Source organism: Pedobacter sp. (assembly GCF_031119335.1).
Taxonomy (GTDB): Bacteria; Bacteroidota; Bacteroidia; order Sphingobacteriales; family Sphingobacteriaceae; genus Pedobacter.
The window spans coordinates 34,174-51,251 of record NZ_JAVHXT010000009.1; the positions used below are offsets into that span (position 1 = coordinate 34,174).

Annotated in this window: 11 protein-coding genes; 10 read left to right on the forward strand and 1 reads right to left on the reverse strand. The window is 38.0% G+C overall.

The genetic code is table 11. The annotated features are described in order from the left end of the window. From REI64_RS10980 to REI64_RS11015, 8 genes are all read left to right on the forward strand, one after another. Positions 1-1,806 (forward strand): RagB/SusD family nutrient uptake outer membrane protein, encoded by a 1,806-nt coding sequence (locus tag REI64_RS10980; RefSeq protein ID WP_308850169.1) that lies wholly within the window; start codon positions 1-3, stop codon positions 1,804-1,806. Between the two features lie 70 nt (positions 1,807-1,876). Beyond that, on the forward strand, positions 1,877-4,537 hold the full coding sequence (locus REI64_RS10985) for a glycoside hydrolase family 2 TIM barrel-domain containing protein (protein WP_308850170.1): 2,661 nt from the start codon (positions 1,877-1,879) through the stop codon (positions 4,535-4,537). A gap of 5 nt (positions 4,538-4,542) precedes the next feature. After that, positions 4,543-5,715 carry a DUF5009 domain-containing protein gene (locus REI64_RS10990; RefSeq protein ID WP_308850171.1) on the forward strand — a complete coding sequence of 391 codons (1,173 nt, stop codon included), beginning with the start codon at positions 4,543-4,545 and terminating at the stop codon, positions 5,713-5,715. A gap of 3 nt (positions 5,716-5,718) precedes the next feature. After that, complete coding sequence (locus REI64_RS10995) at positions 5,719-6,849, forward strand: glycoside hydrolase family 18 protein (protein WP_308850172.1); 1,131 nt, start codon at positions 5,719-5,721, stop codon at positions 6,847-6,849. Positions 6,850-7,172: 323 nt separating this feature from the next. Next, entirely contained in the window at positions 7,173-9,638 is a 2,466-nt protein-coding gene (locus tag REI64_RS11000) for a glycoside hydrolase family 2 TIM barrel-domain containing protein (RefSeq protein ID WP_308850292.1), read from the forward strand. Positions 9,639-9,687: 49 nt separating this feature from the next. Beyond that, a complete protein-coding gene (locus REI64_RS11005) occupies positions 9,688-10,851 on the forward strand; it encodes an alginate lyase family protein (protein WP_308850173.1) in 1,164 nt (387 codons plus the stop codon). Between the two features lie 2 nt (positions 10,852-10,853). Then, the gene (locus REI64_RS11010) at positions 10,854-12,356 is read left to right on the forward strand and encodes a hypothetical protein (RefSeq protein ID WP_308850174.1); all 1,503 of its coding nucleotides are present in this window, start codon (positions 10,854-10,856) and stop codon (positions 12,354-12,356) included. A 142-nt stretch (positions 12,357-12,498) separates the two neighbouring features. Beyond that, a complete protein-coding gene (locus REI64_RS11015) occupies positions 12,499-13,677 on the forward strand; it encodes a glycoside hydrolase family 88 protein (RefSeq protein WP_308850175.1) in 1,179 nt (392 codons plus the stop codon). 175 nt (positions 13,678-13,852) lie between these two features. Here the strand turns inward: REI64_RS11015 and REI64_RS11020 are convergent, their stop codons facing one another. Then, positions 13,853-14,485 (reverse strand): hypothetical protein, encoded by a 633-nt coding sequence (locus REI64_RS11020; protein WP_308850176.1) that lies wholly within the window; start codon positions 14,483-14,485, stop codon positions 13,853-13,855. A 222-nt stretch (positions 14,486-14,707) separates the two neighbouring features. Between REI64_RS11020 and REI64_RS11025 the strand changes: the two genes are divergently transcribed. After that, on the forward strand, positions 14,708-16,741 hold the full coding sequence (locus REI64_RS11025) for an FUSC family membrane protein (protein ID WP_308850177.1): 2,034 nt from the start codon (positions 14,708-14,710) through the stop codon (positions 16,739-16,741). 53 nt (positions 16,742-16,794) lie between these two features. Continuing rightward, positions 16,795-16,989 (forward strand): hypothetical protein, encoded by a 195-nt coding sequence (locus REI64_RS11030; protein WP_308850178.1) that lies wholly within the window; start codon positions 16,795-16,797, stop codon positions 16,987-16,989. Positions 16,990-17,078 lie beyond the last annotated feature (89 nt).

Consider the following 17,078-nt stretch of genomic DNA (forward strand, 5'->3'; position numbering starts at 1 on the left):
ATGAACAAGAAGATATACAGCAGCTTATTTATAATCTTGGCCGTAGCCCTGATTTATTCATGCAAAAAAACAGATATTTTGGATGGCAAGCTTAATACAGAGCTTAACGAAGAAACCACCTTCGCCGACAGTGCAAGGACAAGTAACTTTTTGTTTGGTGTTTACTCCGATATATTTTTCGAATTTAGCTCTAGGTACTACAACTCTGGAAACGGGAGTGGTATTACTGCGGGTACTGCCGAAGCTTCTGATGAGGGTAACCATCGGCTTTTTGGGGCAACCCAACCTTTCGTGGTAATTTATACAGGTAGTTTGGCTCCAGTAGTATCAAGCGGTACTAACCAAAACCCTTATGTGGTAGCTTATGATAAGTCTTTCGCTAACATCCGTAGAGCGAACATCTTTCTGGCAAATGTAGATCGTTCTCCAATATCAGCTGCGCTAAAGAAACAGACTAAAGCAGAAGCCAGATTTTTAAGAGCATGGTATTACTCTATCTTAATTAAACATTTTGGGGGTGTTCCACTTTTGGGAGATAAAAATTATGGTCCGAACGATATCATAGATGTTAGCCGTAGTTCTTACGAGGAATGTGTTAATTATATTGTTAGTGAGTTAGATGCAATTACACCAGATTTGCCTGCAAACTACAATGCGCAAAACTATGGTCGTATTACAAGTGTAGCCTGTAAGGCATTAAAATCTAGAATTTTATTGTTTGCAGCCAGCCCATTGTTTAATGGAGGTAACATTGGTAAAACAGATGCCCAAAAGAAAGTGGTTGGGTACGATGGTTTTGATGCAACACGTTGGACAAAAGCGGCTACTGCTGCTAAAGAAGCTTTAGACTTTGCCACTGCAAACGGTTATGCGCTTTACGAAGACAATTCTATACCGGGTTTAGGCTTTGGCAAAGTATTTACCATGCGTGTAAACACAGAGTTTCTTCTAAACGGCATGGCTGCGGGATCGAAAACTTTAGAGGGAGCGTTGTTGCCGGTATCTAGGGGCGTAACCACACCGCAAGCTATGCCTTCACAAAATTTGGTAGATGCTTTTGGCACTATTAACGGTAAGCCAACAGAAACAGATTTAAAATCGCCAACAAACCCAACAGGATATGACCCAGCAACGCCTTATGTAAACCGCGACCCACGTTTAAACTATACCGTAATTTACAATCAAATGTTGTGGTTTAACAACGCAACCGGAAACAGACAGCCGGTAAATACCTATATTGGCGTTCAAGATGGTTGGTCGGTACAGGGTTCGGCTGGATTAACTTACGCAACCGGGTATTTTTGGAGAAAAATGATGGATGATGGAACTGCTAATAATGGTGGGCCAACCTTACAACGCACTTGGGGATTAATTCGTTTGGCAGAAATTATGTTAAATTACGCCGAAGCCGCTAATGAAGACAACAACATCTCGGCCGCTTATGACCAGTTGAAACTGATTAGAAAACGAGCAGGTATTTTGGCTGGAACAGATGGGAATTATGGCTTAAAAGCAGCCATGAACAAAGACGAAATGCGTTTGGTAATACAAAACGAGCGGATGGTAGAACTGGCTTATGAAGGTCATCGTTTTTTTGATGTTCGTCGTTGGAAATTAGCAATGGAAAAGTTCAATTTTACCATGATGGGAATGCAGATTACCCGCACAGGAAATACCTATACTTATAACAAGGTGCCAATTACAAATAATGCTAACCGGGTGTTCAAAGAGGCAAATTATTTTTTCCCCATTGCACAGGCAGAAATTAGTAGGGTACCAACACTTATACAAAATCCTGGTTATTAATAGTTGATTGAGCGCTCTGACCTAAACGGTTGGAGCGATTCTTAAATTTTATGTTCAGATACAACACTTTATGTCGTTAAAAACTTGCTTAGCACTGTCCTTCGTTTTTATTTATAGTATTGTTTTCAGCCAGCAGTCTAAGTCAACAAGTGCCAGATTGGTTGTTAATATCAATCAAAACTGGCAGTTCTCAAAAGATGAAAAAGCCAAAGGTTATGACCAACTCAAATACACAAATGTAAATATACCACATACGTGGAATGCTTTTGATGTTTTAGACGACGAACCTGGATATTACAGAGGTGTAGGCTACTATAAAAAGAAGCTAAATCTAAAGCCAGAATGGAAAGGAAAAAAGATTTATCTTGATTTTGGTGCAGCCAACCAAGAAACATCCGTTTATCTAAATGGTAAAAAAGTTGGCAGCCACATAGGTGGATATACTGGCTTTACAGTTGCTTTAGACCAATTAAAGTTTGATGGTAAGGATGAGGTTGTAGTAAAAGTTGATAACAGTCATAATGAGAGTATTCCGCCTTTAACAGGAGATTTTACATTCTTTGGCGGTATGTATCGAAATGTTTCGTTGGTAGTGGTAAATCAGGCGCATTTTGCTGATGAAACTTACGGTACAACTGGTATTTATGTACACGCCGATGAAGTTAGCAGTGAGAGGGCAACGTTAAACGTGAATACTAATTGGGTTAACCCTTATTCTTTCATAAATGAGATCTTGGTAACTACCACACTAATTGATGCAAAATCGAATAAAGTGGGCGAGAGCAAATGGTTGTCTTCAAAAAATCCATCTATAAATACCAATTTCTCGCTGCCAAAAATCGAAGTTAAAAATCCGATACTATGGTCGCCAGAAAACCCGTATCTATACAGGGTAATTACTAGATTAACAGATCAGAAAACTGGGAAAATATTAGACGAGGTAAAAACCAATATAGGTTTCCGTCACTTCAGTTTCGATGCAGAAAAAGGTTTCTTTTTAAATGGAAAATCAGTAAAACTGATAGGGGCTAGCCGCCACCAAGATTTTGCCAAAATGGGTAATGCGGTACCATCGGCTTTGCAAGTAAAGGATGTAGAACTGTTGAAAGAAATGGGAGGCAATTTTTTACGTGTAGCCCATTATCCGCAAGACCAAGCAGTGCTAGATGCTTGTGATAGGTTAGGGATTTTAACTTCGGTAGAAATTCCGATAGTAAATGAAATTACAGAAACAGAAGCCTTTTACAACAATTGCAAAGCGATGCAGTTAGAAATGATCAAGCAAAATTATAATCATACTAGCGTGATTATTTGGGCTTATATGAACGAGGTTTTGTTAAAAATGCGTTATGGCAAAGAGCCTGAAAGAAAGAAAATCTACCTGAAAAGTATCGAAAACCTAGCGCAAAACTTAGAGGATTTAACCCGTAAAACCGACCCAACACGTTATACAATGATGAGCAATCATGGCGATGTAACTGGTTATACCAACGCTGGTTTGGTTAAAATACCCATGATTGTTGGCTGGAACCTTTATCAAGGTTGGTATGGTGGTAAATCTGAAGATTTTGGACCGGCTTTAGATCGCATTCATGCGGCAATGCCCGACAAACCTTTGATAGTAACTGAATATGGGGCAGATGTTGATCCTCGAATACATGCAGACAATCCAATTCGTTTTGATAAGAGTTTGGCTTATGGAATGAAATACCATCAAATCTATATTAAGGATATTTTAACACGCCCATTTATTGCCGGTGCAGCAGCTTGGAACTTATCAGATTTTAGCTCAGAAACTAGAAGCGAAACCATGCCGAGTATCAACAACAAAGGATTATTAACGCTAGAAAGACAGCCGAAAAACACCTATTTCCTTTACAAAGCACAATTTAGTAAAAATCCATACATCAAAATTGGCGATGGCTCTTGGAAAGTAAGAGGAGGGATTACACCAAAACAAGAACTAACGGTTATCAGTAATTTAGACAGCGTTTCAGTAACAGTAAATGGTAAAGCACAAGGTAAAAGAGCTGTGGTAGACGGCGTTGCAAGCTGGTCTGTAGATTTTAAATCTGGGAAAAATGAAGTTGAAGCCATCGCGTATAAAAATGGCAAAACGTTTAAAGATCAGTCGACCATAGATTTCGTATTGCAGCCGCAAGCATTATTAAATTCATCAGCTTCGTTGAATATTTTGTTAGGCTCACAAAGGCAATTTATAGATGATAAAAATCAAATCTGGCTGCCAAGTAAAGCTCATGAGCAAAACAGTTGGGGACATATAGGCGGCGAACCTTTCAAAATCAAGAACAGCAGCAGACAATTGTATGGTTCAGATAAAAATATCATCGGTACGCAAAACGACCCAATTTACCAAACGCAGTTGGTTGGTATAGATGTTTATGAACTGGCGGTACCAAAAGGTAAATATGAAGTTACTTTACATTTTGCAGAGCTGATGGGCAATGGTATCCAATCGGTTTTACCTTATAATTTAGATAGTCTAGTTGCAGAAGGCAAAGAAGTGCCACCACAGCGTGTTTTCGATGTTTATCTCAACAATAAATTAGTAGTTAAAGCACTAAATATTGCTGCAAAATATGGCATTGCTAGAAGTGTAGAAAGAAAATTTGAATGCATCGTAAGCGATGATAAAGGAATTAAATTAGCATTTAAGAGCATCGCTGGAAAGCCAGTGTTAAACGCATTACAGGTTAAAAAATTGAATTAAACACAATGGCTTTACCATCAAGAATACAATCCATAGATGTGTTAAGGGCAATCACCATGTTCTTAATGATTTTCGTAAACGATGTTGCGGGTGTTGCTCGTATTCCAGAATGGATTGGGCATACTGCTGCAGATGTTGATGGAATGGGTTTTTCGGACGTTATTTTTCCTGCGTTTTTGTTCATTGTAGGCTTATCGTTGCCATTTGCAATTCAAGCGAGAATTAACAAAGGAAATTCGTTTTTAGCTATTGTATGGTATATTTTGCTACGCTCGTTGGCATTAATTGTAATGGGCTTTTTTCATGTAAATCTAGAAAGTTATAACAGCGAATTAACAGGATTGGCAAAGCCAGTTTATACCTTGCTTTTAACCACTGGTTTCTTTTTGGTCTGGCTAGATTATCCAAAGCAATTATCGAACACTAAAAAATACAGTTTAACTGCACTTGGAATAATATTGATTTTAGCAATGGCTTATCTGTACAAAGGAGGTAATGCCGAAAATCCGAAAGGTTTAGCGCCGCATTGGTGGGGTATTTTAGGTTTAATTGGATGGGCTTACTTGTTCACTGCATTCACTTATCTCATCACCCGAGGTAAAATGTTGTGGTTGCTCATTGCATTTCTGATTTATGCAATCATTAACGTCACCACGCACATGGGCCTATTGCATGTAAATCTATGGCGAATAGGAGATGCTTCATCTATTACTTTAATGATGGGAGGAGCCGTAATTGCTACCAGTTACCAAATTTTGGCTGCGAAACGAAAAGATACACAATTATGGCTGTTGTTAAGCTTAGCAGGTCTGTCTTGTATTGTTTTTGGTTTTTTGATTAGATCCTTTGCTGGTGGAATTTCAAAGATTTACGCAACACCAGCTTGGGTATTCATTTGTATGGGAATTACCATTTTAGCATTTCAGCTAACGATTTATTTAGTTGATGTGAAAGGCAGAAAGGACTGGTTTAAATGGATAAAACCAGCCGGAACAAGCACATTGACCTGTTATCTCATGCCTTATGTGGTCTATGCTATATTAAGATTGGTTCATTTCAACTATCCGTCATTCTTAAATTATGGTGCAGGTGGAATTTTACGTTCTCTACTATTTGCCTTTATTGTGATAAGAATAGTTGCATTAATGGAGAAATACAGTATTCGTTTAAAGGTTTAAATTATGAACAAGATAAATCAGTTATTGGCATTATTCACTATAGCTACGGTTTTTATAGCTGCAAAAAGAACAGATAAGCCCGTTAAAAAGCCAGTAGTTATTGGTTATGTAACTGGCTACAGTGGCTTAATCAATCCAGAGCAAATTAATGCAGAAAAGTTGACGCATATTAACTACGCATTTGTGAACGTAAAGAATAACCAAGCGTATTTAGACAATGCAAAGCGAGATTCAACCAACTTTGTAAGGTTAAACTCATTGAAACTCAAAAATCCATCGTTACAAATTTTAATTTCTATTGGCGGATGGTCTTGGAGTGAGAATTTCTCTGATGCCGTATTAACCGATTCGCTACGTAAAGGATTTGCTAAAAGTTCGGTAGATATCATTCGTAAACATCAACTAGATGGGGTAGATATCGATTGGGAATATCCAGGAATGCCGGGTGAAGCAGGAAATGTTTATCGCCCAGAAGACAAGCAAAACTATACTTTAATGTTTAAAGAAATTAGGAAAGAGTTGGATATCTTTGAGAAAGAAACCGGAAAGAAAAAACTGTTAACAACCGCCACAGGTGGATTTGTTTCTTTTTTGAATAACACCGAAATGGGCGAGGCAGCAAAATATCTCGATTACGTAAACCTCATGACCTACGATTACTATTCTTCAAAAACTGCAAAACATCACACCAATTTATTTGATTCTAAAGCTTATCCATCAGATAATTCTGCCGACAAAGCTATCAAAGCCTATATCGCTTCGGGTGTGCCAGCATCTAAAATAGTAATGGGCATTGCTTTCTATGGACGTAATCTTAAATTAAATACTAATGCCAACAAGGGTATTGGAGACACTATACTTTCATCTGCAAACAGTTATGGCAAAGGCTATACTTTCCTAAAAGATAGTCTGGCGAATAAAAAGGGCTTTACTGCTTACAAAGACGAAGATGCTAAAGCTCCGTACTTATTTAATCAGCAAACCAAAGAATTTATTTCTTACGATGATGAATGGTCGGTAGATCACAAATGCCAATATGTACTTCAGAATAAATTGGGAGGTGTAATGTTTTGGGAATATAGTTCGGATAAAAAGGAATATCTGTTAAATCAAATCACTAAGAGTTTTAGATAATGTACGTAGCGCAAACGTTTTCGTATTTTATTGAAAATATTTTGTTGTAGTGTTTGGCGAGTAGAATTTCTAAAGTATCAGATGTAAGCATCAATTAATATATTGATTTGGTGATCTGTTTTTATTTAATATTAATTTGATTTTAAGCTTTTTACGTTTCTTTTTAAGGACGACAACTGTGAATATTGATGGAGATAAGTAATAGTGATAATCTGCTTGGCAGATACAAACATAGTGTAAATGCTACAACAAGTGTGGGTTTGCAAAACAGAATAGGTTTTGTAGCTTCATATTTTAAATTGGTTAACCAAATTGTAAATCGTATGTCCAAACAACTGAAATTAGTTTTTCTGTGCCTTTTTATATTAAGCCATTCCGTGAAAGCGCAACAATCTCAACGCTTAAATACAGGTTGGGAATTTGTGAAACAAGATTTAGGCGGTATTTGGGAAGCCGTTCGTCCGGTAGGTAAAGGTAATCCAGAGGAGCTTCCGTTTTGGCAGAAAGTGAATCTTCCGCACTGCTTTAACGATATTGATGCTGTAGATCCTGATGTGCATTACTATCAAGGTGCGGGTTGGTACAGAACAAATCTGGATATCGAAAATCCTTATGCGAATGGTAGAACTCTACTGCATTTTGAAGGCGCTGGGCAAAAAACTTCGGTTTATATCCACACCACTAAAGTAGCTGAACATGTAGGCGGTTACGATGAGTGGACAGCTGATATAACAGATGCTGTGGCTGCATTCAAAAAATCGCCATTGTTTAAAACACAGTTCAAAGGTAAAATTCCGGTGATTATCCGCTGCGATAACACCCGAGATTTAGAAATGATGCCGTCTAGCTTATCAGATTTTAATGTTTACGGGGGCATTTATCGTTACCTCAACCTTGTTTACAATCCGCAACTAGCTATTGACAAGGTCTTTGCTCATGCCACTGTTGATGCAAAAGGTGTACAAGGAAACTTAACGGTGAAAACCCGCTTCTTAAACCAAGACAATTTAAAAGATGCTGCGGTAAAAATTAGCTTGGTAGATCCGAATGGAAAAACGGTTTTCACTAGCAATAAAAATATTACCAGTTTTAGTGGCGATGAATTGTTGACGGAGACAAATATCAAATCTCCAAAGCTTTGGTCAATAGAGACACCACAGCAATACGAAGTAAAAATTAGCTTAACCGCTAACGGACAAACTTACAACACCACTCAGAAGATAGGTTTCAGACATTTCGAGTTCGTTAAAAAAGGTCCGTTTACGCTGAATGGAAAACGAGTGTTGTTACGTGGTACGCACCGTCACGAAGATCACGCTGGTGTAGCTGCGGCTATGACCGAAGAAATGATGGTTACCGAAATGAAGATGATGAAAGAAATGGGTGTGAATTTCATCCGTTTGGGGCATTATCAGCAATCACGTATCATTTTAGATTTATGCGATAGTTTAGGGATTTTGGTTTGGGAAGAAATTCCTTGGTGCCGTGGCGGTTTAGGTGGTCCAGTTTATCAAGAACAGGGAAAGCGAATGTTGACGAATATGATTGAGCAACATTATAACCATCCCTCTATTATTATTTGGGGTTTAGGCAATGAGAACGATTGGCCGGGCGATTTCAGTGAGTTTGATAAGGAAAAAATTAGAACTTACATGAAAGAATTGAACGATCTTTCACACAAGTTAGATCCTTCGAGAAGTACTGCGATTAGGCGTTGTGATTTCTGTAGAGATATTGTAGATGTGTATTCGCCATCAATTTGGGCAGGCTGGTATCGAGGCATCTACACAGAATATAAAGGTGTTTCAAAAGCAGAATTTGACAAGTCTGAACGATTTCTACACGTAGAATGGGGCGGAGATAGCCATGCCCGTAGGCATTCGGAAAATCCAGACAATGCCTTAATGAAAGTTAAACAAGGTGGCGGTGCCGATGAAAGAGCTGGCGATGCCTCTTTGTATGGAGGTGGTGCAAGGGTAAGTAAAGATGGCGATTGGAGCGAAAGTTACATCGCTAACTTAATTGATTGGCATTTGAAAGAACAAGAAACTATGCCTTGGCTAACAGGTACGGCATATTGGCCATTTAAAGATTTTAGTACACCAATTCGTCCAGAAAATCCAGTGCCCTATGTAAACCAAAAAGGGGTTGTAGAACGTGATTTTACTAAAAAGGAATCGTTCTATATTTTCCAATCTTATTGGACAGAGAAGCCAATGGCACACATCTACGGTCACTCTTGGCCAGTGCGTTGGGGCGCTGAAGGCGAAGAAAAAATGGTGAAAGTATATTCTAATTGCGATGAGGCAGAGCTGTTTGTGAATGGAAAGAGTTTCGGCGTGAAGAAGCGTAATAGCCAAGATTTTCCTGCTGCGGGCTTACGTTGGTCGGTGCCAATGCAAAAAGGAACTTACCATTTGAAGGTAGTTGCAAAAAAGGGTAAAGCAACAGTAACTGACGAAATTACCCAAGAATACCAAACTGAAAAGTGGGGCAAACCAGCCAAATTGGTACTTCAAAAAATTAAGGAAGCTAACGGTGTAGCTACTGTAGAAGTAAAAGCGCTCGACACCAATAACGTACTTTGCCTAGATGCAGCAACCGAGGTTAAGTTTAATTTACTTGGCGATGGTGAACTGATTAAAAATCAAGGAACTTCAAGTGCTTCATCTAAAGTTCAACTTTATAATGGTAGGGCAGTAATTAGCTTGAAAACAAACGATAAAAAGAATGTGGTTTCGGTAAGTGCTGCTGGTTTGCCAACAGAATTTTTAACCATTGAGAAGTAAATTATAAATGTTGGCGGGGACGCCAATGTGTATTTCAAAATCAACAATAATGAAAAAACAGCTATGGACAATAATACTATTTGTGGCAATTACAAATATCGCCGTTGCACAAAACACGTTTAAAGCACAAGCAACAACAATATTAAAAGCACAAGTTTTAAAAGAAGCTGAGTGGGCTATGCAGCAAAAGCCTATTACGGTAACTGCAAGTAATTCGCCACGTAGCACTGGTGGTAAGCACGATTTCTTTTCCGAAGGCGATTATTGGTGGCCTAATCCGGCAAACCCAGACGGTCCTTACATGACCAGAGATGGCGAAACCAATCCAGATAACTTTGTGGAACATCGCTATGCCATGATTAGGTTTAGCGAAATTATTGGTGCTTTGGCATCGGCTTACAAAATTACTGGCGATGAAAAATACGTTAAACAAGCCATAGTACATTTAAAAGCTTGGTTTGTAGATGTAGAAACTTTGATGAACCCAAATTTAGCCTATGCCCAAGCGGTTAAAGGGTTATACGCAGGGAGAAGTTGGGGTATCATCGATTCAATCCACTTAATGGAAGTGGCGCAAGGCATCATCGTGATGGAAAAATCGAAATCTTTTGATAAAGCTAATTTGAAGGCTATTAAAAAATGGTTTGCTGATTATATCCTTTGGTTAAATACCAGCAAAAACGGTATTGCCGAAAAAAATGCGAAGAACAATCATGGTACCACTTGGGCAATGCAGGTAGCTTCTTTTGCCAAGTTGGTAGATGATCAGCCGATGTTAGATTCGTTGCGTATGCGCTATAAAAGTGTGTTTTTGCCTAACCAAATGGCTTTGGATGGCAGTTTTCCGCTTGAGCTAGCTCGCACTAAACCTTATGGCTATGCTATCTTTAATTTGGATGCGATGGCAATGCTCTGCCAAATTCTATCTACGCCAAAAGACAACCTCTGGGCATACCAAACATCAGATGGAAAATCGATTAGAAAAGGTTTGGATTATTTGTATCCCTATATTGCCGATAAATCTAAATGGCCGTTAAAACCAGATGTGATGTTTTGGGATAACTGGCCAGTAGCGCAACCGTTTTTATTTTTTGGCGCTAATTACTTTGCCGAAAAGGAATGGTTTAACACTTGGAAAAGCTTAGATTTAAAACCAACAAACGAAGAAGTAATTAGAAATTTACCTATAAGACATCCAATAATTTGGTTATAAAAATGAAAACAAAGTGCTTTTTACTTATCTGCATACTGTTTTATCTGGTAGGCGTTGGTGCACAAGCTCAGCAGTGGCAGTCCCATTTAGTACAGCTTGGCAAGGGGGGTAATTTAATCTATCCGCCAGATGCCAAAGGCGATATCATTCCTGATTTTAGCCGCGTGGGTTATCACCAAGGCGATAAGGAAATCCCAAATGTGAAAGTGGTTAAAGAACTATCACCAAAAGGAGTTAACGACCAGCAACAAATACAAGAAGCCATTAACGAGCTGGCCAAAATACCATTAAACAAAAATGGTGTAAGAGGTGCAGTTCTACTAAAAAAAGGTATCTACGAAATTCCTGGAACTATTAACATCAGCGTAAGCGGGATTGTATTGAGGGGCGAGGGGTTGGAAACCAAATTGATAGCTACAGGGGCAGAGCAGCGTAAGCTAATTAATGTAAATGGTAATGGAAAGCAGAAAGAGGTAGCACAAACTAGAACGAAGATATTGGATACTTACGTGGCAGTAGGTGCAAAATCATTTAAGGTAGCTAATCCGGCTAATTTTAAAGTAGGCGATAATATTATGATTTTCCGCCCGGGCACCACAAAGTGGATACAAGACCTTAAAATGGATCAGATAGAGGCTAGAGAGAACACTACACAATGGAAAGCTGAGGATTTTGATTTGTATTTTGAAAGGAAAATTATTGCAATAAAAGGTAATCAAGTTTTTATTGATAATCCTGTAGTGATGGCAATGGAAACACAATATGGTGGCGGCGAAATCTATAAATACACTTTTGAAGGGAGAATTAGTGAGGTTGGTATTGAGAATATGCTATTAGAATCCGCTTACCAAGGTGATACTGATGAAAATCATGGTTGGGATGCCATATGGATGAATAGGGTAGAAAATGCGTGGGTAAGTAATGTGACCAGCAAATATTTTGGATATTCTTGTGTAAATCTGGGTACTTATAGCAAGCAAATAACAGTTAAAAATTGCACCTCGTTAGCACCAAAATCTAAAATTGAAGGAGGTAGAAGATACTCTTTCAATAACGATGGACAACTCAATTTGGTAAGAGATTGTTTGGCCGATGAAGGTAGGCACGATTACGTAACTGGCGCTAAAGTTACTGGACCAAATGTATTCTATAACTGCAAATCTACTAATGCAAAGGCTGATATTGGCCCGCACCACCGCTGGGCTACCGGCACTCTTTATGATAATATAATTACCGATGGAGATATTAATATACAAGATAGAGGCAACTGGGGTACAGGTCACGGATGGGCTGGTGTAACCCAGGTATTGTGGAACTGCACTGCAGAGAGAATAACCGTTCAAAATCCGTATGTGTCTGGAAATAACTATGCAATAAGTGTTTTTGGCACCAAACACAAAGGACGATTTAAAGATCGTCCAGATGGAATTTGGGAAGGCTTTAACAAAAAAGGAATAATGATACCGTCGTTATACATTAAACAATTGGAAGATAGAAGAAAATAGAAGTATCACTTTGGGGATTGCTTCGTCGTACCTCCTCGCAATGACGTAAATAGGAGCCGTCATTGCGAGCTTTTCGAAGCAATCTCTCATGCGATTAGACAAATTAAATTGATAGAACTAAAAATATTAACATAACAAACGTATGAAACTAAAAACCACAGCAGCACTTTTGTTCTTAGCAGTAGGTGCTCAAGCACAGAAAATAGAAGTTTCCAAAGCATTCAACCATGCTGCGCAACAAACAGATATCTTAATAAAGAATGTAGATTCTGCCAGAAAGATAAAACCAAATTTGGTATCGCCGCGTACAGTAGAAAACGGTCAGTTTAAAATGGTGGTTTCAAGAGATTGGACTAGTGGATTTTTCCCGGCAGAGCTTTGGTATTTCTACGAGCAAACTAAGGATAAGAAATGGCTCGATCTGGCGAAGAAATATACCGAGGATGTTAAAAAAGAGCAGTTTAACAAAGGAACACACGATTTAGGTTTTATGGTTTATTGTCCGTTTGGTAACGGTTACCGGGTAACAAAAGATACTGCCTACAAATCAGTAATTATCCAAGCTGCAAAATCACTTTCTACCCGTTTTAATCCTACTGCTGGTGTAATTCGTTCTTGGGATCATAGTGGTACTAAATGGGATTATCCAGTAATTATAGATAACATGATGAACTTAGAATTGCTTTTCGAAGCTACTAAGTTTACCGGCGATTCGTCTTTCTACAAAATTGCAATTACACACGCAGATAATACCATAAAAAATCATTATAGACCAGATTTTAGCTCTTATCACGTAGTGGATTATGATGTAAATAAAGGTGGTGTGATCAAGAAAACCACGGCACAAGGTTATGCAGATGGGTCATCGTGGGCTAGGGGTCAAGCTTGGGGATTGTATGGTTATACTTTGATGTTCCGTTACACCAAAAATCCAAAATATTTAGCTCAGGCAGATGCAATTGCCAATTATATCCTTAACAACAAAAGTACACCATCTGATGGTATCCCTTATTGGGATTACAACGATCCGAAAATACCAAACGCACCTAGAGATGCCTCGGCAGCAGCAATTACTTCATCTGCATTGTACGAGTTAGCAAAGTATAGCAAGAATGCCAAGAATTATAAAACCGCGGCTGATAAAATCTTACGTTCTTTATCTGCTGCTTACACAAGTAAAATAGGCAACAATTACGGTTTTATTTTAGAGCATAGTACGGGGCATCTTCCGAATAATTCTGAGATAGATGTACCAATTAACTATGCAGATTATTACTACGTAGAGGCGTTGCGTAGATATCAAGGGAAGTTTAATTTTTAAATATTTCAATACTATCAAAAGGGTGATTTAAGAAATAAAAATCACCCTTATTTTTCATTTCGTAGGTGTTTTTATTGCAATCACAGTACTTGCTTTTATTAATCAAGTGCTAATTGTAGGCCGCCTAAACGGGTCAAATAACAGTAGGGAACACCATATGCTAAACTTTGCTTAGTTAAAAGTTTTTATATATCAATACATCTTCAGTTGGGTGATAACTTATTTGCCCATCGATACTCTGAATTGCCATTCCCTCAATTTTAAGAATCCCTGTTGATAGGCTTAGATAATAGTTCATGTAGTAACCATCGTGTGAGCTGGCAGTATGATTAATTTTATATACATCATTATATGTTTTTCCCAGAATACTCAGACTAGCGTTCTTTTCTAATATTTTATATTTAATTATACCAAAGATGTCGCTTTCTGAAGGGTCTAAAGGCGCTGGTACAAAATAATCCCATTCATCTCCAACATCTGCATCTTTTTTGAGCATTACAAATTTGAATTTGCTTTCTGGCCATTCTGTTTCCTTGGCGAAACTGTCATGGTCAGCATACCAAAAAGCATCAACTTCTGGGAGCTGTGTACCTACAAAACTTAGCTTTATATTAAAAAAATTATCATTGTTTTTAGCTGTAATCCTTTGGCTTATCTCTGTCTCACCACCAGGTGTGGTTACTTTATAGTTCCACTGATTGCCCACCTTAACAAAAGGAAAAGTAGTTTGGATTTGTACTGGATTATCTTTCTTTTTACAAGCAGTAAGAATTAGACAGCTTATTAATAGGTACAAGAATTTTTTCATGTTTTTGGTGTCTTAAAATATTGTAGTCACTTTATATGTAAAATTAAAATCTAATAAAGTAGTCAAGTATCGTAATAATCCGTATTGTGATTATTACGTAGAAATACCTTAATTCTTAGTGTTTTGTCTTGTGAAAGATATTCCTAATCCATGTGGTATGCTACTTATTGGTGATTATCTTCACTATCCAATGGACTATTAAACTTATCTTTGTTGCAATAGATGCTGAAACAAATAGAAAATTATCTATCAAGAGCTTATCAATTATTGAAAAGCGAACACACAGTGGATGCCTTGCGCAATACGCTATCGGTTATTTTACCTATTATCTTTTTTTACAAGATAGATTGGCCAACAACTGGTATTGGCGTAGGTATTGGCGCATTAATGATTTGCATGACAGATTTGCCTGGTAACCGTGCAGATAAATTCAAAGCCGCTTGGATTAGCATACTCATTTTTAGCATTGTTGCTATTCTTACAGCTTGGAGCACATCTATATCTCTGATGATGATTGTGGTTGTGGTTACCATTACATTTCTGCTAACCATGTCGGCAGTTTTAGGACAACGTATGGCCGCAATTGGTTTAATGGGAATTATCTTAGCCACATTCACCATCGGCTTAAAGCCAAAAGACCCGCTACTTTATGCCAACTATATCTTTTGGGGCGGAGTTTGGTATTACCTCATCAGTTTATTGCAAATCTCCGTTTTTCCGTATCGTTCATTAAATAGGGCTATTGCGCAAGCAGAGAGAGAAACATCAGCTTTGCTAAGATTAAGAGCCCAAGGTTACAATTCAAAAGTTTCGTTGTCTGGCTTTAACCAAAGTAATATGCGTTTGCATCTAAAGTTGGCAAGTAGCCACGAATTGATAAGGCAACTGCTATTAAGTGATCGTAAAGCCGTAAAAAAATTAAATCCTAAAGTTGCTGCTTATCTAGAAAAGTCTATCCATTTGATTGATCTATATGAGCAAGTAAGCGCTGTGCATTACGATTATCCATATCTGCGTAGACAATTTGAAAATACAGGAGCATTGCCGCTCATCCAACAAAGTATCCAGTTGTTGGCAAAGTTATTAACCAAACCTAACCATCAGTTATCTATAAATCAATTTGAAGATTTACATATTGCTCTGATACAAAAGGCAGAAACACTAGAAGAGGGTAAAAAAATCTTGTTGAGACAGATTTTAGCTAACATAGATGAAATTTATGCGCTAATTAAAGCAATTCATCAACCCCAAATTAACAACCAATTAAATGAAAATACGGAACGATATCGTGATTTTCTGACGTTAACGCCTGTTCAAGCTAAAACAGTAAAAAGCCATTTTTCGTTAAGCTCACCTATATTTCGGTTTGCTCTGCGTTTATCAGCTTTGTGTTTGGTTGCCATGATATTAATTGCTTGGTTAACCGAAGAACATTACAGTTATTGGTTGTTGCTAACAATGGTGATTGTAAGTAGACCGAGTTACGGGCAAACCATGAAACGTAATGCCGAGCGTATTGGCGGTACGGCTATTGGTTTGCTAATAGGATGGAGCCTAAGCCAATATGCAGATGTTTCTTTGCAATTGTATGTGAGCGTTATTGGTTTGTTTGGTTTCTTCGCTTTCAACAGAGTAGCCTACAGCATAAGTGCGGTTTGCATTACCGTTGCTGTAATTTTGTGCTTAAATGTTTACGATGGCAATTTGTGGCGATTGGTATCAGACAGAGCCTTATTTACCATTGTTGGCGTAACATTATGCTTGGGAGCAACCTTTGTGTTCCCAATTTGGAATGCGCCACGCTTGAGTACGTTAATAGCAGACGTGGTGAAAGCTAATTTGCTTTATTTTAAGGCAGTAGTAGGTTTGAAACCTGATGATTTAGATACGGTTCACCAAACCAGACTGGCGAGAAAGTTAAGTCATCAGCAACTTTCTGCGTTGAGCGAAGCCATACAAGCGGCACAAAAAGAACCGCTGAAAAAGCAACTTAATTGGTCACTTATCAAGCGTTTGCAACTTTTCAACTATCAATTTAATGTACTTACCGCAACATTTTCAGGTTTACAGAAGCAAGGTGGTGATTTTCTGTCAAAGGAAGATATTAAAAGTGTTGAAGAAAATTTGGAGCAATTTTTAAGTAATATCAACGAATTGGATTTAAAACAAGCGATAGATTTACCTGCTTGGGGAGATCAACCCTTACATCTTTTGGAGGTATCAAATTATTTGGCGAGTATTCAAAAAAATAGCTAGCGCAGAACAACTGCTTTTAATATTTGTTATAGCATGTAATTAAATTCCATGTAATGAAAACAAAATCCTTATTCCTATTAGCATTTGCAGCATTAATTTGGTCGGCCTGTGGTTCAGAAAATTCAGATAGCAAAGCCAATACAGTGGTTTTAGACAGCCCAGCAGTTTCAGACAGCTTAGATATTAGCACAGCTGATGCCGATAGTACAATGAAAGACAGCCTAAATATAGACAGCACAATCAGATAGTTGTGCGCCAGCATTTCACGATTGTACATAAAAACAAAATCTGATATAAAATGTTTGTAAATTAAAAATTTCGTCTAAAATATTTGTTT

Coding starts and splice junctions, on each gene's coding strand:
- REI64_RS10990 (WP_308850171.1), top strand. CDS start 4,543: ATGGCTTTACCATCAAGAATACAATCCATAGATGTGTTAAGGGCAATC.
- REI64_RS11000 (WP_308850292.1), top strand. CDS start 7,173: ATGTCCAAACAACTGAAATTAGTTTTTCTGTGCCTTTTTATATTAAGC.
- REI64_RS10995 (WP_308850172.1), top strand. CDS start 5,719: ATGAACAAGATAAATCAGTTATTGGCATTATTCACTATAGCTACGGTT.
- REI64_RS11025 (WP_308850177.1), top strand. CDS start 14,708: ATGCTGAAACAAATAGAAAATTATCTATCAAGAGCTTATCAATTATTG.
- REI64_RS11005 (WP_308850173.1), top strand. CDS start 9,688: ATGAAAAAACAGCTATGGACAATAATACTATTTGTGGCAATTACAAAT.
- REI64_RS11020 (WP_308850176.1), bottom strand. CDS start 14,485: ATGAAAAAATTCTTGTACCTATTAATAAGCTGTCTAATTCTTACTGCT.
- REI64_RS11015 (WP_308850175.1), top strand. CDS start 12,499: ATGAAACTAAAAACCACAGCAGCACTTTTGTTCTTAGCAGTAGGTGCT.
- REI64_RS10980 (WP_308850169.1), top strand. CDS start 1: ATGAACAAGAAGATATACAGCAGCTTATTTATAATCTTGGCCGTAGCC.
- REI64_RS11010 (WP_308850174.1), top strand. CDS start 10,854: ATGAAAACAAAGTGCTTTTTACTTATCTGCATACTGTTTTATCTGGTA.
- REI64_RS10985 (WP_308850170.1), top strand. CDS start 1,877: ATGTCGTTAAAAACTTGCTTAGCACTGTCCTTCGTTTTTATTTATAGT.
- REI64_RS11030 (WP_308850178.1), top strand. CDS start 16,795: ATGAAAACAAAATCCTTATTCCTATTAGCATTTGCAGCATTAATTTGG.